General features: G+C 72.4%; 15 protein-coding genes. 3 read left to right on the top strand and 12 right to left on the bottom strand.

Features of this window, described 5'->3' with window-relative positions:
• Positions 1 to 120: 120 nt before the first annotated feature.
• Complete coding sequence (locus tag WMF46_RS30395; RefSeq protein ID WP_012238274.1) at positions 121 to 528, top strand: RidA family protein; 408 nt, start codon at positions 121 to 123, stop codon at positions 526 to 528.
• Here the strand turns inward: WMF46_RS30395 and WMF46_RS30390 are convergent.
• From WMF46_RS30390 to WMF46_RS30350, 9 genes are all read right to left on the bottom strand, one after another.
• On the bottom strand, positions 518 to 2,530 hold the full coding sequence (locus tag WMF46_RS30390; RefSeq protein WP_437980406.1) for an ABC transporter ATP-binding protein: 2,013 nt from the start codon (positions 2,528 to 2,530) through the stop codon (positions 518 to 520). The two genes, WMF46_RS30395 and WMF46_RS30390, sit on opposite strands and share 11 nt — an antisense overlap.
• Positions 2,527 to 4,260: an ABC transporter ATP-binding protein gene (locus tag WMF46_RS30385; protein ID WP_437980405.1), complete on the bottom strand. Its 1,734-nt coding sequence runs from the start codon at positions 4,258 to 4,260 to the stop codon at positions 2,527 to 2,529. Before WMF46_RS30385 ends, WMF46_RS30390 begins: the two co-directional genes overlap by 4 nt.
• Positions 4,254 to 4,868, bottom strand: a complete 615-nt coding sequence (locus WMF46_RS30380) for a TetR/AcrR family transcriptional regulator (RefSeq protein WP_437980404.1) — start codon at positions 4,866 to 4,868, stop codon at positions 4,254 to 4,256. Before WMF46_RS30380 ends, WMF46_RS30385 begins: the two co-directional genes overlap by 7 nt.
• 73 nt (positions 4,869 to 4,941) lie before the next feature.
• The gene (locus WMF46_RS30375; protein WP_437980403.1) at positions 4,942 to 6,612 is read right to left on the bottom strand and encodes a hypothetical protein; all 1,671 of its coding nucleotides are present in this window, start codon (positions 6,610 to 6,612) and stop codon (positions 4,942 to 4,944) included.
• An 88-nt stretch (positions 6,613 to 6,700) separates the two neighbouring features.
• Entirely contained in the window at positions 6,701 to 7,477 is a 777-nt protein-coding gene (locus WMF46_RS30370) for a hypothetical protein (protein WP_437980402.1), read from the bottom strand.
• 140 nt (positions 7,478 to 7,617) lie between these two features.
• Positions 7,618 to 9,282: a hypothetical protein gene (locus WMF46_RS30365; protein WP_437980401.1), complete on the bottom strand. Its 1,665-nt coding sequence runs from the start codon at positions 9,280 to 9,282 to the stop codon at positions 7,618 to 7,620.
• Positions 9,283 to 9,523: 241 nt separating this feature from the next.
• Positions 9,524 to 11,158: a hypothetical protein gene (locus tag WMF46_RS30360; RefSeq protein ID WP_437980400.1), complete on the bottom strand. Its 1,635-nt coding sequence runs from the start codon at positions 11,156 to 11,158 to the stop codon at positions 9,524 to 9,526.
• A 41-nt stretch (positions 11,159 to 11,199) separates the two neighbouring features.
• Positions 11,200 to 12,183 carry a tetratricopeptide repeat protein gene (locus WMF46_RS30355; RefSeq protein WP_437980399.1) on the bottom strand — a complete coding sequence of 328 codons (984 nt, stop codon included), beginning with the start codon at positions 12,181 to 12,183 and terminating at the stop codon, positions 11,200 to 11,202.
• Positions 12,184 to 12,193: 10 nt separating this feature from the next.
• Positions 12,194 to 13,807, bottom strand: coding sequence for a protein kinase domain-containing protein (locus WMF46_RS30350; protein ID WP_437980398.1), 1,614 nt, complete (start codon positions 13,805 to 13,807; stop codon positions 12,194 to 12,196).
• 333 nt (positions 13,808 to 14,140) lie between these two features.
• Between WMF46_RS30350 and WMF46_RS30345 the strand changes: the two genes are divergently transcribed.
• Together WMF46_RS30345 and WMF46_RS30340 are read left to right on the top strand one after the other, a co-directional pair.
• Positions 14,141 to 14,788, top strand: a complete 648-nt coding sequence (locus WMF46_RS30345) for an FmdE family protein (RefSeq protein ID WP_437980397.1) — start codon at positions 14,141 to 14,143, stop codon at positions 14,786 to 14,788.
• Between the two features lie 81 nt (positions 14,789 to 14,869).
• Positions 14,870 to 16,489, top strand: a complete 1,620-nt coding sequence (locus WMF46_RS30340; protein ID WP_437903035.1) for an ABC-F family ATP-binding cassette domain-containing protein — start codon at positions 14,870 to 14,872, stop codon at positions 16,487 to 16,489.
• A gap of 48 nt (positions 16,490 to 16,537) precedes the next feature.
• Here WMF46_RS30340 and WMF46_RS30335 read toward each other — a convergent pair whose 3' ends face one another.
• From WMF46_RS30335 to WMF46_RS30325, 3 genes are all read right to left on the bottom strand, one after another.
• Entirely contained in the window at positions 16,538 to 17,788 is a 1,251-nt protein-coding gene (locus tag WMF46_RS30335; protein ID WP_437980396.1) for a lipase family protein, read from the bottom strand.
• Between the two features lie 70 nt (positions 17,789 to 17,858).
• Positions 17,859 to 18,305, bottom strand: a complete 447-nt coding sequence (locus WMF46_RS30330; protein WP_437980395.1) for a hypothetical protein — start codon at positions 18,303 to 18,305, stop codon at positions 17,859 to 17,861.
• Between the two features lie 28 nt (positions 18,306 to 18,333).
• Positions 18,334 to 19,833: a cytochrome c gene (locus tag WMF46_RS30325; RefSeq protein WP_437980394.1), complete on the bottom strand. Its 1,500-nt coding sequence runs from the start codon at positions 19,831 to 19,833 to the stop codon at positions 18,334 to 18,336.
• Positions 19,834 to 19,855 lie beyond the last annotated feature (22 nt).

Genomic DNA, 19,855 nt, shown 5'->3' with positions numbered 1-19,855 from the left:
GCAGCGCTGATCGGCTCGTTTCGCGCCGTGGGCCTACCGGTCGCGGCGGGGAGGGCGCATCTAACCAGCGCGCGGCCGGGCATGCCGCCCTGCGCGCAGGGAGAGGACGGAGGAGACAGCATGGCCATCACCCTGGTGAACCCCAGCGGGTTGCCGAAGATCGAGGCGTACCGACAGGTGTCGATCGCCACCGGGTCGAAGCTCGTGTTCATCGCAGGTCAGGTCGCCTGGGATGCCGATGGGAGGACGATCGGAAGGGGCGACTTCGCCGCTCAGGTCGAGCAGTGCTACCTCAACGTCGCCACCGCCCTGGCCGGGGTTGGAGGCTCCTTCAACGACGTTGCGAAGCTGACCATCTACGCCGTGGGCTGGACTCCCGACAAGATGCCCCTGCTGCTGGAGGGGATCGGTCGGGCGGCCGCGAAGCTGGGAGTCACCCCGGTCCCGCCGGGGACGCTGCTGGGCGTCAGCGCGCTCTCCGACCCCGAGCACCTGGTCGAGGTCGAGGCCACCGCGGTCATCGACTGAGCGCGGCAGAGTGGCCCCCGAGCTTCACGCCGCTCCCCCCGTTGCCAGCGAGCTGGGTCTGGTACAACGCATGGTAGTCTCCGCCCGCGGCGAGGAGCTCCGCGTGCGTGCCGCGCTCGACGATGCGGCCCGCGTTCATCACGAGGAGCATGTCGGCGTCGCGGATCGTCGAGAGGCGATGCGCGATGACGAAGCTCGTGCGCTGGGCCCGCAAGGCGGCCATCGCGCGCTGGACGAGCACCTCGGTCCGGGTGTCGACCGAGGAGGTCGCCTCGTCGAGGATCAGGATCGCCGGGTTCGCGAGGAACGCGCGGGCGATCGTGATGAGCTGCTTCTCGCCGGCGCTCAGGTTGCCCGAGTCCTCGTTGATCACCGTATCGTAACCGGCGGGCAGTGCGCGCACGAAGCGGTCGACGTGCGCCGCGCGCGCGGCCTCCTGGATGTCGGCCTCGGTCGCGGCCGCGTTGCCGAACGCGATATTGTCACGGATCGTGCCCGAGAACAGCCATGTATCCTGCAGCACGATACCGAGCCTCGCGCGCAGCTCGTGGCGCGGCAAGCGCGCGATATCGACGCCGTCGATCAGGATCCGACCGCCGTCGAGCTCGTAAAACCGCATCAAGAGGTTCACGAGCGTGGTCTTGCCGGCGCCGGTCGGGCCGACGATCGCGACCGTCTGGCCTGGCAGGATCGTGAGGTCGAGGTCCTCGATGAGGGGCTCGTCGGGCTTGTAGCGGAACGTGACGTGCTCGAACCGGACCTCGCCGCTCACCTTCGGCAGGGCCGCGGGCGGGGTGGCGTCGGGTGACTGGCCCTGTTCGTCGAGCAGCTCGAACACCCGCTCTGCGGAGGCAACACCCGATTGCAGGACGCTCGTGACGGACGCGAGCTGGCCGAGCTGCTGAGAGAACTGGCGCGAGTACTGGATGAACGCTTGCACGCTGCCGAGCAGCATCGCGCCCGACGCGACGCGAAGGCCGCCGATGACGGCGATCGCGACGTAGGTCAGGTTCCCGACGAAATTGACCGCCGGCATGATGGTGCTGGACATGAACTGCGCGCGGAAGCTGGTCTCGAACAGCTCCTGGTTCGTGGACTGGAAGCGCGCCTCGACGTCGCGGCGCCGCCCGAGCACGTTGACGAGCGCGTGGCCGGTGAACGCCTCCTCGATCTGGCCGTTGAGCACGCCGACCTGCGCCCACTGCGCGGCGAATTTCGCCTGCGCGCGCTTCGCGACCGCCGCGGTCGTGAGCACCGAGAGCGGCACGGTGAAGAGCGTGATCACCGCGAGCACCGGCGAGATCACGACGAGCATGACGATGATGCCGAGGAGCGTCAGCGCGCCGTTCATGATCTGCGTCAGCGTCTGCTGCAGGCCCTGCGCGACGTTGTCGATGTCGTTCGTGACGCGGCTCAAGAGCTCGCCGTGCGGGCGGCCGTCGAAGTAGGCGAGCGGCAAGCGGGCGAGCTTGTCCTGCGCCTCGGCGCGGAGCTGTCGCACGGTGTTCTGCACGACGTCGTTGAGCAGGTAGCCCTGCAGCCAGGCGAACAGCGACGCGCCGGCGTAGAGCGCCATCACGAGCAGGAGCAGCTCGGCGAGCTCGCGGAGCTGGATGCCGCGGCCGGGAACGACGTCCATGTGGCCCACGAGCTCGGCGAGCCGCGCCTGGCCGGAGCGCTGGAGCTCCGCGACGGCCTCGGCCTTCGTGGCGGCCGCCGGGAGGCGAGCGCCCATCACGCCGGAGAAGATGATGTCCGTCGCGCGGCCGAGCAGCTTCGGACCGGCCAGGCCGAGCCCCACGCTGAGCAGCGAGCAAGCGAGCACGACGACGAGGCGCGCGCGCTCGGGGGCGAGGCGGCCGAGGAGGCGCCGCGCGGAGGGGGCGAACTGCTTCGCCTTCTGCGGCGGCGCGGCGCCCATGCCGAAGGGGCCGCGCGGCAGGATCGGGGAGCGCGCCCCCGCGGGAGCGGCGGGCGGGGGACCAGCGTGACGCGCGCTCATGCGGCCACCGCCGCGTCGCGCTGCGAGGCCACGATCTCGGCGTACGTCGGGCACGACGCGAGCAGCTCGCCGTGCTTGCCCTGGCCGACGATCTCGCCGTCGTCGAGCACGAGGATCTGGTCCGCGTCGACGATGCTCGACACGCGCTGCGCGACGAGGATCACCGTGGCGGCGCGCGTGCGCTCGGCGAGCGCGGCCCGCAGCCGGGCCTCGGTCGCGACGTCGAGCGCGGAGAAGGCGTCGTCGAACAGGAACACGCGCGGCCGGCGCAGCAGGGCGCGGGCGATCGACAGCCGCTGGCGCTGGCCGCCGGAGACGTTCGTGCCGCCCTGCCCGATCGGCGTGTCGAGCTTCCGCGGCATCGCCTCGACGAAGTCGCGCGCTTGCGCGGCGGCGAGCGCCGCCCAGAGCTGCTCGTCGGTCGCCGCGGGGTCGCCGTAGCGCAGGTTCGAGGCCACCGTGCCGGAGAACAGGAAGGCTCGCTGCGGGACGAGCCCGATGCACGACCACACCGCGTCGAGGGCGAGCATGCGCGCGTCGACGCCGTCGAGCCGGACCTCGCCCCTCGTCGGATCGATGAGCCGCGCGATCAGGTCGAGCAGCGTGGTCTTGCCCGAGCCGGTGCTGCCGATGATCGCGGTGACCTGCCCGGGGCGCGCCACGAACGAGATGCCGCGCAGGACGGGCAGCTCGGCGCCCGGGTAGCGGTACTCGACGTCTCGCAGCTCGACGAGGCCGGCCGGCTCGACGAGCGTCACGGGCTGGTCGGGAGCGCGCACGGACGGCTCGGTGTCCAGCACCTCGACGATGCGCTCCGCGCACGCGGCCGCCCGCGGCAGCATGACGGCCACGAACGTCACCATCATCACGGCCATCAGGATCTGCACCAGGTAGGCGAGGAACGCCGTCATCGAGCCGATCGCGAGCGTGCCGTCCGCGATCTGGTGCGCGCCGAACCACAGGACGGCGACGCTCGAAGCGTTGAAGACGAACATCACGGTCGGGAACATCAGCGCTTGCAGGCGCCCGATGCGCAGCGCGGTCTCGGTGAGGTCGCCGTTCGCGTGCTCGAAGCGCGCCGCCTCGGCGCGCTCGCGCACGAAGGCGCGGATCACGCGCACGCCGGTGATCTGCTCGCGCAGCACGCGGTTCACGGTGTCGATGAGGGGCTGCATCCGCCGGAACTGCGGCACCATCCGCGACATGATCGCGACGACGGCGCCCGCGAGCAGCGGCACCGCGATCGCGAGCAGCCAGGCGAGCGACCCGTCCTCGCGCAGCGCCATCACGATGCCGCCGACGCACATGATCGGCGAGAGGACGAGCATCGTACAGCCCATCATCACCACCGTCTGCACCTGCTGGACGTCGTTGGTCGTGCGCGTGATGAGCGACGGCGCCCCGAACCGCGACAGCTCGCGCGCGGAGAACTCGCCGACGCGGTGGAACACCGCCGCGCGCAGGTCGCGACCGAAGCTCATCGCGACGCGCGCGCCGGCGTAGTTCGCGGCGACCGAACACACGATCTGGACGCCGGTGATCGCGAGCATGATCGCGCCGAGCTCCAGGATCCGCGGCGTGTCACCGAGCGCGATGCCCTGATCGATGATGTCGGCGTTCAGGCTCGGCAGGTACAGCGAAGCGAGCGTCGCCACGAGCTGGAGCGCGACGACGAGCGCGAGCAAGCGCGCCTGTGGGCGCAGGAAACGGCGCAACAGCTGCCTCAGCAAGGCTCCTCCTCCTCGGAGCGGCGGCGGATCCCGTCGAGCAGGACCTCCACGACCTCCGCGGCGGTCAGGGGCATGCCGTCGGTGATCCGCGGGTGGGTGCCCGCGAACGTCATCATGCGGACGAGCCGCGCGGCATACGCCGGATCGCAGTGCAGCTCGTCGCGCGACGCCTCGAACAGGCGCTCGAGCTGCACGTGAACCTGCTCATCGTGGCGCGGCGCCTGGGCGCACTCGGACCCGGGGCGCATGGGAGGCGGCATCGTCATGCCGAGCATCGAGATCAGCTGCCAGATGCCCTCGACGCGGCGCTGCAGGACCTCGACCGCCTGGATCAGGCGCTCGCGCAGCGGCGCCGCGAGATCGATGCGCTCCAGCTCTCGCAGCGTCGGCGCCGGATCGAACAGGGTCGCGATCGCGGCCTGGATCAGCGACTCCTTGTCGGGGAACACGCGGAACAGCGTCCCTTCCGCGGTACCGGCGGCCATCGCGATCTGCGCCGTCGTCACGTCGCGGCCGTACAGGCGCAGCAGCGGGATCGTCGCCGCGATGATGCTCGCGCGACGCTCCTCCGGACGCAGGGGAGGAGCTCGCCGGCTTGGGGGTGCCATGCGTCCCGTGTACCGGAGTGAGCGCTCACTCGTCAAGAGTGAGCACTCACTCACTCGGTCTGAAGGCCCCGGATCAGCGCGCGCCGGAGAGCCTCGCGATGAACCCGCGGGACTCGTTATCGCTCTCGCTCCCGAGCGGCGCGGCGAGGCCGTCGAGGCGGAGCGCACCCGTCACGGCGCCGGCGACGTAGACGGGCCCGCCCAGCGCCCCGTCCACCGCGACGACGCGGAGGGCGACGGTGCCGGCGCCTTCGACCTTGGTTGCGGAGATCAGGTTGCCCTGCGCGTCGAGCCGCATCAGAAACCCTGCCCGCTTCTGGGACGTCGTGAGGCTCCCGGCGCTCCCCAGCGGGATCGTGCCCGTGAACTCCCCGGTGACGTAGATCGCGCCAGCGCCGTCCACCGCCACGCCGGCCGCGACCTGGCTCTCCTTGTCGTCGCCGAACCCGCGGCTCCACACGACGCCCTTCCTCGAGACGCGCGCGACGAAGAAGCTCTCCGTGTCCCCCGCGTCGGGCAACGCGGGGCAGCCGCCGCCGAAGTCGACGACCCCGCGGTACGAGCCGGCGATCACGACGTCGCCGCCCGGGAGCAGCGCGGCGCCGTGCTGCGCCACCTGCTGATCTCCCTCGAGGTTCAGCGTGGTCAAGTCCACCAGAGCGCCGTCGATCGCCGTGTAGCGCGCGACGAAGACGTCGCGCTGCTCCGAGGCGAAGGGGGTCTGCCCACCGAACGTGACCGCTCCGCCGATCGACTCGTAGTCGCCCACGACGGTCACGACGTTGCCGCCCGCCTTCGGGTTGACGGGGAGCGCCTTGACGGTCACGGCCGCCCGCGGCCCGAGGCGGTGTTGCCACTTGCACGCGCCGTCCGCCGGGTAGAGCGCGGCGAGCAGCGCCGACTCCGCCGGGACGCTCTTCAGCTCGCACGGGCCGAAGCTCCGGCCGGCGTCCGTCACGTCGACGGCGAAGACGACCGCCTCGGAGCTCGCCGCCATGGCGCGCGCCGTGGTGTTGTGCTGCGCGTCGACGCTCCACGCCCACCCGCAACGGCCGTTCGCGTCGAGCGCCGCGACGAAGCTCGTCGTGTAGCTGGTGGCGACCAGCGCAGGGCCGACGCGGCACGCGTCGAGCAGCCCGCCGGGGAGGTTGGTCGCCCCCGCGGCCTCCCCGGCCACGTAGGTGGCGCCGTCGCCCGCAGCCAGGTGCAAGCCCCAGACATTGTTCGCCGACAGCCCGTACCGGGAATCGTTTGCCCCGCCGGAGGTCCACTTCGCGACTGAGAAGCGGAACGCCCCGCTGTCGAGGACCTCCGTGATGACCGCCGTCAGCGCGCCGTCCGACGCCGCGAGGTCGCCGACGTCGAAGCCGAGCGTCGCTCCCCAGCTGGCCGACGGCTCGACGAGGGTCCCCTCGGCGTCGCTGCACAGCGGACCCCCGCCGCCGCTGCCCCCGCCGCCGCTGCCCCCGCCGCCCCCGCCATCGCCGCCGCTGCCTGCACCGCCGCCGTCGCCGCCGCTGCCTGCACCGCCGCCGTCGCCGCCGCTGCCTCCGCCGCCGTCGCCGCCCCCTGCACCACCGGTGCCCGCACCACCGGCGCCCGAGCCTCCGGTGCCAGGGCCTCCCGAGGAGGAGGCCGAGGTCGCCTCCGCGCCGGACTGAGACGAATCCAGCTCACCGACCTCCAGCCCGATGAGCGCGTTGCAGCCCCCCGCCGTCGCGGCGAGCAGGAAGGCGCACGACACGACGGATCGGATGGCACGAGGTTCGGGTCTCATCGGGTCGGCTCTCCGTTGCGTGGCATCCTCGACCCGCCACCGGGGCAGCGCGGGCTCAATGGCATTCCCTGACGTAACTGGGAAAGGTGATTGTCGACTTGCAGGTGAGGTCGCAGGAGCCGAACGGGCCCCGGCTTCCACACGGGACGTCGCTCAGAAACACGTTGCTCGTCGCGGCACAGACGAGCAGGCCCGTGCATTTGACGGAGGCGAACTCCGTCTCCTCCTTGCCGCTGCAGTCGTAATCGAAGCTGCGTCCCGGAGGGATCGGCGAGTCGTAGAAGGTGCTGGGCTGGTTGGGGTGGACCGAGGGGTTGTCGTCGTTGCAGTCGTCGCCGCCCTCGCACGCGATCGACAGATAGCCGTCCTCGTCGGCGTCGCAGTCGACGGTGCCACCGCTGGAGCTGGAGGTCGCCGGGCCAGCGCTCGTGCTGGAGGTCGTCGAGCCGCCGCCGGCGCCGGAGGTCGCCGGGCCGGCGCTCGTGCTGGAGGTCGTCGAGCCGCCGCCGGCGCCGGAGGTCGCCGGGCCGGCGCTCGCGCTGGAGGTCGTCGAGCCGCCGCCGGAGCCCGCGGAGCCGCCGCCGGCGCCCGGTGCACCGCCGCCGGAGCCCGTCGCGCCGTCGCCGTTCCCGCCGGTGCTGGAGGCCTCCGCGCCGCCCCCGGGGCCCACCGCGCCCGAGGACGCGGCCGCGGAGCTCGCCGAGTCCGTCGTGCCGCTCGCGCCGCCCACGCCCGTGCTGGAGCGTTCCGTGAAGGTGGCGTCGGGGAATCCACAGCTGAGTCCGGCAGGGAGGGCCAGGCAGAAACAGAAGAGGCGGTGAAGCGAGCGCATCCTCTCATGGAAGCTGCCAGTCCCCCCTTCGTCAACCCGGGCTGGAATGCGCGCCGCTGCGGTCCGGTCGCAGGCTGCGTGTCGTCGTGCGGAAATGTCATGGACTGCTCGCGTGGTGCGCTGGCGTCCGCGCGCGGCGCTCACGGCAACCCCTTCACCCGGGCGATGAACCCTTCGCCCGGCGGCGCGCTGGGATGGTCGCTGGGGACGAGAGAGAACGTCTCCGTCAGCTCACCGCCGATGGTGAAGGGATCGCCGATCGTCGCGCCCGGCGCGACCGCCCACACGCCCACGGTGCCTGTGCCCGCGAACGCGGTCGCCGAGAGGACGTTGCCGCTGGGATTGAGCACGATCAGAAAGCTCTGCAATTCGTCCGTCCCGGCCGTGAGGGTCTCGCCGTTCCCCAGGGCGATCTCGCCCTCGAGCGTCCCTGCCATGTAGATCGCGCCTGCTCCGTCCACCGCCAGGCTGACGACCATCTGATCTCGCTTCTCGTCGCCGAAGCCGCGGCTCCAGACCACTCCCTCCTTCGAGACGCGCGCGACGAACGAGTTCTCCGTGTCTCCCGTAGGAGGAAGGAGCGGACAGTCGTCTTCGAAGCTGAAGGACGGCCCTGTGTAGGTCCCGGCGACCACGATGTCGCCGCCCGGGAGCAGCGCGGACCCGTGCCGTGCCGCCGCCTGGCTCCCAGCGGCGGTGAGCGGGATGAGGCCCGTCAGGGCGCCGTCATCGAGCCGGAAGCGCGCCACGAACAGGTCGCGATCCGACGCGCGGGGGAGCGTTCTCCCCTGGATGTCGAGCGGCCCGTCCGGCGCATCGTAGTCGCCGACGACGAGCACCTCGCCGGCCTGCGGCGCGGCGATGACCTCCGCGACGTGCACGGCCGCGGAGGATCCGAGCGCGCGGCTCCACCGGCACTTGCCGCCCGCGTTGAAGGTCACGAGATCCGTGACCCCGCGCTGGTCGGCGGCCCCGAGGACGCAATCGTCGGTGGTCACGCTCGTCGCCCGTGATCGCGAGACGGCGAAGGCGACCCGGTCGGTCGTCGCCGCGAGCCCGAGCGGGTAGGCGTTGGACTCGGCGTCCACGCTCCAGGCCCACCTGCACTTGCCCAGCTCGTCGAGCGCCAGCAGGAAGCTCGGCGCGCGACCGGTGTCCGCGCTCGCGCTGGCGGTGCACCTGCCGCCCGACGCGATCAAGGTGAGGGGAGCCTCCGACCAGCCGGCCACATAAGCGAGGTCCGAGGCGACGGCCAGGTGCTCGGCCGAGACGCTGCCGAGCATGTCGCCGGTCGTCATCCCGTACGCGCTCTCGCGGACCCCGGACGGGCTCCACCTCGCGACCGAGAACCCCGTCCTGGTCTTGGTGGGCTCGCTGGGGAGCGCCCGGCTCTCCTTGAGCAGGGCCGTCACCTCGCCGTCTCGCGCCGCGAGGCCGACGACCGCCAGGCCGGACAGCGTGCCCCACTCTCCCGCCGGTGTCCGGACGGCCCCCTCGCGGGCGGAGCTGCAGAGCGCCTCGTTCCCGCCGCCTGCGCCGCCCTCGCCTGCGCCGCCCTCGCCTGCGCCGCCCTGGCCTGCGCCGCCCTCGCCTGCGCCGCCCTCGCCTGCGCCGCCCTCGCCGCGACCGCCTTCACCTCCTGCGCCGCCGGCCGACACGCTCGAAGCGGTCGCGCCCGCGCCGCCCGCCGAGGCGTCGAGCTCGCCGACCTCGAGCCCGATGATCGCGTTGCAGCCCCCCGCGGCCGCGGTGATGAGCAGCCCGGCGCAGAACATGGGTCGAGTGCTCCTGAGATAGCGCTTCATCTCCCGTCTCCTGGTGGCGCGGCGCCGCCGCGGCCGCCAGCGAGAGCTCTCGCCTTGCTCGCCACCATCGACTTCATGGCGAGCGTCGCTCCAGGAGTCGAGAGGGTTCCGGCGCGTCCCTCACCGAAAGGCGCGCTCTCCGCCGTCGGCCGGAGCGCGGGCCGCGGCGATCCGGTCGCAGCGGCCGATGCGGGGGGCGGGGCGTCGAGCGCTCACGGCCCGGCGCGCCGGACCGCGGGGATCACCGCACGCCCGGGAGCTCGGCGACGAACCCGCGCCCCATCGCGTCGGTGAGCGGCGGGTCGCGCCCGATATCGAGGGTGCTGCCCAGCTCCCCGCCGAGATAGAGGGCGTCGCCAGGCGCCGGGCCGGGCGCGGCGGCCCACACGTAAGCGTCGCCCGTCCCCTTCAGCTCGGAGGCGGAGACGACGTTGCCGCGGGCGTCGAGCACGATCAGAAACCCGACCATCGGATCGGCGTCCGTCGCGGGAGCGACGAGCTTCCCGGCGTTCCCGAGGTCGATCTCGCCCTGGTAGTTCCCCGTCACGTAGATCAGCCCATCGGGCGCCGCCGCCACGCTGGCGACCCACTGCCGGTGCCCCGCGTCGCCGAACCCGCGGCCCCAGACCACGGACGGGCCGGCGACGCGCATGACGAAGAAGTTCTCCATGTTCGGCGCGTCCTCTTCGGGCGCCGGGGGGCAGCCCTCGCCGAAATCGAGCGAGCCGGCATAGGAGCCGACGATCACGACGTCGCCGTCCGGGAGCAGCGCGGCCCCGCGCTGGTCCACCTCCTGATGCCCGGGGAGGGGGAACGCGTCGATGTCCTTGAGCGATCCCTCGGTCAGCGCGAAGCGCGCCACGAACACATCGCGATCCTGCGAGGGAGGGAGCAGCGCTCCCCCGACGACATAGCCCTCCTCGCCCTCGTAGCGGCCGACCGCCAGCACCTCGCCGCGCGCCTCGTCGACGAGGAGCTCTCCCACGGTCACGGCCGGCGACGGGCCGATGGGCATCCCCCACAGGCAATTGCCTGCCGCCGGATCGAGCGCGGCCACCCCCACGGACGTCTCCGCGCCGCCCATGGCGAGGGTGCACGCGCCGTCGTTCACGCTCGGCCCCTTCACCGAGGCGGCGATCACCACCGCGCCGGGCGCCGCCGCGAGGCCGAGCGGGGTGGAGGTGGCGCCGCCGTCCGGCGACCACGCCCACCGGCACTGGCCCTTCTCGTCGAGCGCAGCGAGGAAGCTCGGGTGAGAGCGCGCGAGCCCGCTGAGGACGCACCCGGTGGTGGACCCGCCGGGCAGCTGGGGGCCGCTGTCCGACCACCCGGCCACATAGGCGAGCCCCTGGCCGATGGAGAGGTGCGTGGCCTTGATGTCGCCTTCCAGCAGATCGGTCGCCGTCAGCCCATACCCGGCATCGCGGGTGCCGCCGCGCGCCCACCGCGCGACGGAGATCGTGCCCTTCTCGTTGACGATGGCCGTCACCCCGTCGCCGTGCGCCGCGACATCGGTGACGTCGAGCCCGACGGTCGTGCCCCAGCGCGCCTGCGGCCCGCGGATGGCGTCCTTGCGATCCTCGCCGCAGAACGGCGCCTCGCCGCCGCCGCCGGCGCTGCCGCCCATGCCAGCGCCGCCGCCGTTGCCTCCGCCGCTGCCGCCTGTGCCGGCGCCGCCGCTGCCACCGCCGCCCTCGGCCCCTCCGCCCGTGCCCGTGCCCGCGCCGCCCGTGCCGCCCGTGCCGCCCGTGCCGCCCGTCGAGGCGTCCAGATGGCCGACCTCGAGGCCGATGAGCGCGTTGCAACCCCCCACGCCCGCGGCGACGAGCAGGACGGCGGAGAACACGGCTCGAACGCTCTTCTGATCGCGCTTCACCACCCGGGCCCCTCCCTCGCGGCGACGCCGCGCAGCTCCCGTCAAAAGACGACGGTCGCCACCGCGCCTCCCGGCACCACGCCGATCGTAGCCCGGGGCGCCGGCGATCCTTGCCCCGAGGAGGGCGCCGTGAAGACGAGCACCGCGCCCGTGCCCAGCGCCGCCGCCCCGACGAGGAACGCGACCGTCGAGATCGTCCCCGCGGTCACGCCCTGCTTCTGCAGCTTGATCCCCTGATCCAGGCAGACGTTGTCCTCGTCGCAGTACGCCTCGGCGTCGCCCTTCTTCCCGATCGCGCGCGCGCCGAACACGGCGCCGACGCCGATCCCGACCGCGCCGACGCCGGCGCTGATCCAGCCGGCCGTCCGCCGGGGCGAGCCCCCCGCCTCCTGCGGGGCGGTCTTCGGGGGGAGCGCAGGCCCCGCGCCCTCGGCGGCCGCGGCCTCCTCCGGCGCCACGAGCAGCTCGACCTGCGCGCCCTCCGCGAGCTGCACCGTGAAGATCTTCTGCTTCCGGCCCGGCGCCGCCGCCGTCACCTGGACCTCGCCCGGGTCCACCGGCAACGGCGAGCCCAGCGAGCCCGCGCCGACCGGGACCCCCGCGCGCTGCACCGCCGTGTCCGCGGGCGCCCCCGGCGCGAGCCGGATCGTGAGCCTCGACACGCGGGCCTCGAGCGCCGCCGCGCGCGACTGGGCGATGGGGCGGCGGTCGTCGTTCGCGGGCAGATCGCGCGCGAGCTGCCGGAAGATCGACCACGCGGTCGCGACCCTGCCGCGCTTCTCCTCGCAGTCGCCGAGGTTGAGCAGCGCCCCGGGCGCCGGATCGAGCTCGTAGCTCTCCCGGAATTTCGGGCACGCGGCGTCGTAGTCCTTCGCCTGCAGCGCCGCCCTGCCGGCGTCGAACAGCGCCTCCGCGGCCGCAGGATCGCGCCCCTGCGCGGAGGCGTCGGGGCAGGCGAGGAGCACGGCTCCTCCCAGGGCGAGCACCTCCGCCGGGAATCGTCTACGCGAGCTCGATCTACGCATCCGTGCGGCCTCAACGTCTCCGGTTGTACGGGTCCTCCGCCGGCGTCGGCGCGGGGGCCGGCGTCGTGGCGGCGGGCGCCTTCGTCGCGGTCGCGGGGGATCGCGCCCTGCCCCCGGCGGCGGGCCTCGGCGCGGACGCGCTCGCGCTCGCGCTCGCCGCGTGCACGGACGCGCTCGCGGCGCCGGTGAGCGCGGTCGCGGCCTCGGGCGCCGGCGTGCTCGCAGGCGCGGACGGCGCGATCGCGGGGACCGCATCGCCGGACGGCGCCGGCTGCACGCCGGCCCCGGGAGAGCCTGCGCTGTCGGGCGGCGCCGTCGCCGCCTCGGCGCCCGCGGAGGGGCGCGGCTCGGCCTCCACCGTGGAGCCGTGCGACGGATCCTCCGCGCCCCTTTCGCCCGCGCGCTGCCACAACACGAGCGCGACCAGGGCACCCACGGCCATCATGCCGGCGCCGGCGAGGAGCGCGCCCGTGGCCGCCGCGCGCGGCGCGGAGCGCTCCGCGCTGGCCGAGCGCTCCACGACCGGCGAGACCGTGCCGGTGCTGGCCGCGCCGCCGCCGGCCGCGACGCCGCTCGCCGTGCCCGCCGCGGCGAACTCCGTGCCGCGCGGCCCGCTCCCGGGACCTCGCGCCTGCGCCGACGGGCGTCCGGGAGGATCCGAGTGCGGGTGCCCGCGCCCGTGCTCCGAGTGCAGGGGCGCGCGCCCGGGATCCGGGGGCGCGCCCGGGGCCAGCTCGAGCGCCGCGCCGCCCCGCGCCTGGCGGAGCGCGCGCTGCATCGCGCGGGCGTTCGGCCAGCGGCGGTCGGGGTCGAACGCGAGCGCCACGTCCATCACGCCGGCGATCGGCGGGGGCAGGGCCGGCAGGACGCTGCCCACCGGCGGCGCCGGCTGCGTCATCGCCGCGAGGAGCAGCAGCGGGAGCGTCTCGGCCTCGTGCACGTACCGCCCCGAGAGGAGCTGGTACATCGTGCTCCCGACGGCCCACAGATCGCTGCGCGGGTCGACCCTGTCCCACTGCCCCCGCGCCTGCTCCGGCGGCATGAACTGCGGCGTCCCCATCAGCGTGCCGGCGCGCGTGGAGGCGTTCGCCGGGGAGGAGAGCTCGCGCAGCCGCGCGATGCCGAAGTCGAGCACCTTCAGCTGCCCGTGGCGCGTGAGGAACAGGTTGTCCGGCTTGAGGTCGCGGTGCACGATCCCGCGCTCGTGCGCGACGGCGAGCACGTCGAGCAGGTCGTCGGCGATGGCGAGCACCTCGTTCGCGCCGAGCACGCCGCCCGGCTCGCGCGCGCGGCGCGCCTCGACGGTCTCGCCCTCGAGCAGCTCCATCACCAGGAACACGGAGCCGTCGTCGGTGACGTCGTCGTCGAGCACCCGGACGATGCCCGGGTGCTCGACGCGGTTGGCGACGTAGCCCTCGCGCAGGAAGCGCGAGCGCGCCTCCTCGTCCTCGGACAGCTCGCGGCGGAGGATCTTCACCGCGCCGCGCATCCCGTTGCGGTGCGTGGCCGCGTAGACCATGGCCATCCCGCCGAAGCCCAGCAGGCGCTCCAGCCGCCACTTGCCGCGCAGGACCTGGCCTACGAGCGCTTCGGGCCGGAAGCCTTCAGGGTGGACGCGGGTCATCGGCGAGCATCACCCCCGGCGCGGGCCACGTGGGTCGTCGCCTCGCCGGCGAGGCCAGCGGAGCCAGCGAGGCCGGCGCGGCTGGAGCGACGGGGACGGCTGGCGGGCGCGCGAGGCATGACGGGCGCATGTTACCCCGGTCTGACGCCGCGGTGCGTGAAACCGTCCAGGGTACGCCCGCGCGCTCGCCGGATCGGGCGGATCCCGGGCGTCGCGGGCAGCGGCGCGGGGCCCGGCGCGGGGCCCGGCGCGGGGCCCGACGCCCTTGACGTCGCGCGCGAACGGGGACACTTCGCCGCCCTCCCAGGGGATCGAGCGAGCATGCGCAGAACGATGAGCCAAGCGGCGTTGATCCTCCTCGCCGCCATTTCCTCGATCCGGTGCGGCGGCGCGGGCGCCCATCCGCCCGAGGGCCGGGCGCAGGAGACCGCCGGCCGGCCGCATGCGACTGCCCATCAGGGCCGCGGGCACCGGCACGCGGCCCACCACCACGGCCACCCGCCCGCGCAGGGCCGGCCTGCCGCGGAGGCCCCGGACGACGAGCTCCGCGCCGTCGCCGCGATCCACGGCGGGGCCGGGCCGTGGGCCGTCGCCGGCTACCGCATGGGGCGCTTTGCGCTCGCGAGGCTCGGGCTGCCCGCGAGGAGCTTCGACCTCGAGGTGATCCACCACAGCCCGCGGAACGTGCAGTTCTCCTGCATCGCCGACGGCGCCGCCGCCGCGACGGGGGCCAGCCTCGGGAAGCTGAATCTCAGCCTGATCGAGGCGAGCGAGGACGGCGTGGAGACAACGTACAGGCGCAGGTCGACCGGGCAGGCCGTGACCCTCCGCCCGTCTGCGGCCTTCCGCGCGCGCTTCCGCGACGTGCCGAGAGAGAAGCTGGAATCGGCCGGCAGGGAGGTCCTCTCCTTGCCAGACGCCGAGGTGTTCGAGGAAGCGCCGGCGCGCGTCGCCAGCCCGCCGCCCGGCGCGCCGAGGTGACGCGCCTGCCCCGGGGGGCGCGCTGCCTCCGGAATTCACCGGAACCGCAGGCGCACACGTGCTACTCCCGGCGCCGCTGAGATGATCACGCTCGAAAAGCTCACCAAGCGGTACGGTCCCAAAATTCTCTTCGAGAACGTCACGATGCGCTTCGACCCCGGCAAGCGCTACGTGCTCGTCGGCGCGAACGGAGCGGGGAAATCGACGCTCCTCAAGGTCATCTCCGGCGAGGAGGAGTCGGATCAGGGCTCGGTCGAGATCCCGAGGCAGCTCCGCGTCGGGGTGCTCAAGCAGGACCATTTCGCCTACGAGTCCTCCCGCATCCTCGACACGGTCCTGATGGGGAACCGGGCGCTCTGGGACGCGATGCAGGAGCGCGATCGGCTGTACGAGGTCGAGATGACCGATGAGGTCGGCATGCGGCTGGCCGAGCTCGAGGGGACGATCGGCGAGGAGGACGGCTACACCGCCGAGTCGCGCGCCGCCGAGATGCTCGAGGGGCTCGGGATCGCGACCGCCCGGCACACGAGCACGGTGAGCACGCTCGCGGGCGGGTACAAACTCCGCGTCCTCATCGCCCAGACGCTCTTCGGGGGCGCGGACGTCCTGCTCCTCGACGAGCCGACGAACCACCTCGACCTCGACTCGATCCGCTGGCTCGAGTCGTACCTGACCGACACCTTCCGCGGCACGCTCCTCGTCGTCAGCCACGACCGGCACTTCATGAACGCGATCGCGACGCACGTCGCCGACGTCGACTACCAGACGGTCACGCTCTACACGGGCGACTACGACGACTTCATCGAGCAGAAGACGACCGGCAAGCGCCAGTCGGAGGCCGACGCCGCGCAGAAGAAGAAGAAGATCGCCGAGCTCAAGGACTTCGTGGCCCGCTTCGGCGCGAGCGCGAGCCGGTCGAGCCAGGCGCAGTCGCGCGTGAAGGAGATCGAGAAGCTCGAGGCGGGCATCCAGGTGCGGCGCTCGAGCGTCGTGCGCCCGTACATCAAGTTCGAGATCGAGAAGCCCTCCGGCCGCGACGTGCTGCGCGTCGAGGGCCTCTCCAAGGGCTTCGGCGATAAGCGCGTGATCCAGAAGCTCGATTTCAACCTGAACCGCGGCGACAAGCTCGCGGTCATCGGGCCGAGCGGCATCGGCAAGTCGACGCTGCTCAAGCTCCTCGTCGGCGAGTACACGCCGGACGCCGGGGCCGTCACGTGGGGCCACGACACGAACGTCGGCTATTTCGCGCAGGATCACCACGAGGCGATCGAGGCGGGGTTCACGGCCTACGACTGGCTGTACCGCTTCGACCCGTCCGCCCCGAAGGAGCATGTGCGCTCGGTGCTCGGGAAGCTGCTCTTCAGCGGCGAGGCCGGGCTCAAGAAGACGGAGAACCTCTCCGGCGGCGAGGCGGCGCGCCTGTTCCTCGCGAAGCTCATCCTGGTGAAGAACAACATCGTCGTGCTCGACGAGCCGACGAACCACCTCGACGTCGAGAGCATCGACGCGCTCCTCCAGGCGCTCGTCGAGTACAAGGGGACGGTCGTCGTGACGAGCCACGATCGGCACTTCGTGGGCAAGCTCGGCACCCGCGTGCTCGATCTGTCGTCGAAGGATCCGCGCATCTTCAACGGCACGTACGACGAGTACCTCGAGGGGCCGGGGAACCCCGAAGCGCTGAAGAACGCCAGGGCCTCGTAGCCTCGCGCTCGGCGGCGAAGGCGTGGCGCCTCGTGGCTGCCGGCCCCCTCACTCGAACTCCGAGCCCGGGTGGGCGGCTTGCGAGGTGCGCAGGTAGTAGAGCGGCGCGTGGTCACCCCAGGAGACCGGCAGGCGCAGCCAGCTCAGGCCGGGCAGCTGATCTCTGACCCAGGCGAGGAGGCCGATGGCCGTGCACAAACTCATCTTGATCGCCTGGGTCACGGGCCGCTCCTGCTCTGCCCAGCCCGCGCTCGTCGACGCGTACTCCTGGCCGAAATGCGCGAACCTTCCGGTCGTTATCGGCGGCAGGCGCGGAACGATGTCGTTCCCGTAGATGTGCCGGAAGAGCTTCTTCCCGAACTTTTCGCCGAAGTGTCTGGCAAACGTAGGCCCGCCGACCATTGGCTGGCCGTAGGTGTACACCCCCTTCAGCAGCGGCCGGAGCCCGGCGAGCTGCCTCTCCGAGTAGATGAGCGCGGCGGCGAGCACGGCCAGCGCTCCGCCCAGGCTGTGGCCGGTGATGTAGAGCGCCTCCAGCTGACCGGCGGGCGCGTCGCCTTCCTCGGTCAGAGGCGGAGGATCGCCGCTCCGCGGGCCATCCTCCGCGGGGCGCTGCTCGGCGCCCCTGTCCAGCGAGCCCCGCAGCGGGCAGCTGCGCAGCGCCTGGTCGGCCTCCAGCGCCCGGCAGACCGACGCGCCGCTCGCGGCGGCCAGGAGCAGATCCCTCATGACGGGCCACAGCGCCGCCGTGGCGCGGTAGAAGCCGCCGTGCACGTTCCCCACGGAGGGAAACGTGTCCGCCCTGACGCTCGCGTCCGTCAGCCAATCGATGTGGTTGCGCGGCTCCGTGCCGCTGAAGCACAGGATCGCCAGCCGGCGATCGTGGCTCTGGACGACGTAGGCGGTGGAGTCCACGAACAGCGCGTCGTTCTTGAACTCGACGGAGACACATTCGTTGGCGATGCCACGGCGTGTGAGCATCCTCCCGAGCGCATCGGCGTCCGAATACGTCCACGCCGACGCGGCCGCGAGGATGTACGCGGTATCCCGGTCGTATACCCCCTCTTCCACGTTCACCATCTGGTCGATGACGCCCTTCGGCGGCTCGCGCCCGGGGCCGGTGGCCGACTCGATCTTGAACGTCTCTTCCGTGGTCCTGCCTGCCAGCCTACCCGGCTCGCCCTCTCCGCCCTGGGTGACAGCGCTGCCCTGCGCCCTCGCGAGGGCAGCGCGACGCTGTTCCTCTCCAGGTGGACGCAACAGCCCCGGCGCTGGTGAACGTGCGATCGAGATTCTCATGCTGCACCTTCCTCGTCCTCGTAGACCCGAGCCTTCTCTCCGTGCAATCCGGGCGCCGGACTCGGGCTGCTCACCCCGCTCCCGGCGCGTGCGTTCCTGGCCGAAGGTACTCTCGACGCAGGAACGCGACGTAGAGGAGCGCCTGGATTGCGCCGAGCGAGCCGCCGACATAGGCGAGCCCGAGGTAGGCCGCTTGGTAGTCGGCGAACGTCACCAGCCAGAACCAGAACAGCCCGAAGCCGAGCTGCGCGATCACCGCGACGGAGGCGTTGAAGCGGTGGCGAGACGGGTTCACGGCGGCCGGGACGTACATGATCGAGAGGGCGAGGAGCAGCGCGCCGGCGTAGCGCATCCACACATCCGCCTTGAACGACAGGATCGGCGGCAACGACAGCGCAGCGAGCGTCCACCGCGGCGAGATGATGGATGGAATGGCCATGGCGACGTTGATGAGGATGCCGAGCGCGACGACGGCCTGGAAGGCCTTCGCATAACGGTTGTCGATTCGCGATGTCATGGTGGTGTCCCCCCGGGGTGGCGGCGGCCTAAAGCGTCTTGAGGTATTCGATCAGCGCCGACTTGTCGCCGTCGCTCAGCTCCGTCCCGTAGCGCTCTCCGGTGTGCCCTTTGTTGCTGTTGCCGGGGAGCCGCGTATCGAACAGGAACGCCGGCCTGCCCTCGATCTCGCGGATATCCGTCCGGAAACCGACCCGGGCGGGGTCGTACACCTCGTGGCCCCGGTAGAAGCGTGTGGGCCGGCGCTCGGCCGGCGTGAGCAGGTCCCACAGCGTCGGGACAGAGCCGTTGTGCAGGTAGGGCGCCCTCGCCCAGACGCCGTCGAGCGGCTGGTTGGCGTAGCCGTTGGTCTTCCGGAAGTGCTTGAACTCCCAGTCGTAGCCCTCCCCGTAGGCGCGCTGGATCTGCTGGAGCTTTGTCGTGTAAGAGTTCAATCGGTGCTCGTCGGTGCCGATCTCCTCGATCGGCACGACCTCCCCCACGTACGCCCCGGAGGGCGCGTGGCAGCTCGCGCACCGCCCTTCGAACAACGCCTCTCCGCGCTGGAGCATGGCCCGGTCGGCGCTGCCCTCGAAGGGGAATGCCGACGCCGGCAGCTGGTCGAGCCACAGCTTGATGCGCATGATCCTCGGTAGATCCACGTCCTCACGGGTGGCGCCGGCGCCGAACGCGGCGCTCACGTTGCGCTCGCTGACCGAGGTGTTGTTCCCGTCCCAGTGCAGGTGCATGCCCTCGCGCATCTTCTGGTTCCACACGGAAGGGAAATCGACGGTGCCGATCCGCTCCTCGTCGGGAATGCCATCCTGGTAATAGGCGGCAAACGGGCCCGACTTGTAGGGATTGAACGTGTCGACGCGGCCCGGCCCGAAGCGGGGGTGGTCCGGGAACCTGAAGCCGGCCAACGTCCGCTGCCGGAAGGCGAGGCCCGCCTTCATCCGCTCGACGGCCGTGCGATAGAGGGAGCGCTCGATCGGGAACAGCGCGCCGTCCTTCTCCAGCTCCGCGAGCACGCGGTCCGGCGTGAACCGGGGGTCCTCGGCGCACCGCGAGAGAAAGTCGAAGTACGCCTCCAGGTCGACCGTGTTGGCCGGCATCGCGAGGTAGCGGACGGGGGCAGCGTCCGGAGCCGCCCGCACGGAGCCGACGTGGCACACCGCGCAGTTGAGGCCGACCAGGTCGATCCCCCGCCTGCGCACGGAGAACCCGATCGGCATCACGTGGCCCGGCTCCTGGATGAAGCCGAACGCCGTGTAGTCCGGCGGCCCCGGGGGCATGTGCTCGCGGAACAACCGGGGGAGGATCTCCACCACGCGCAGCGGCAAGCCGCTCTCGGTGTCGCCGCCGATCGAGCCATATTTGAAGTGATCCTCGATCGCCTCGTACTCCACCGGGCGGTTCGGCGAGTACCGATAGGAGAGGAGGAGAGCCACCCCGAGGAGGGAGGCTGCACCCGCGATCCCGTACTGGAGGCGACGCCACCTCCGGCGGCCCTCGTGAGAAGGCGCGCCCGCGTGCTGAGCTGTCTTCATGAATACCCTCCCCGGCATGGCC

The organism is Sorangium sp. So ce117 (assembly GCF_051524395.1).
Classification (GTDB): domain Bacteria; phylum Myxococcota_A; class Polyangia; order Polyangiales; family Polyangiaceae; genus Sorangium; species Sorangium cellulosum_B.
The sequence above is the reverse complement of the archived record's forward strand: the minus strand, read 5'-3'. Positions and strand labels throughout refer to the sequence as shown.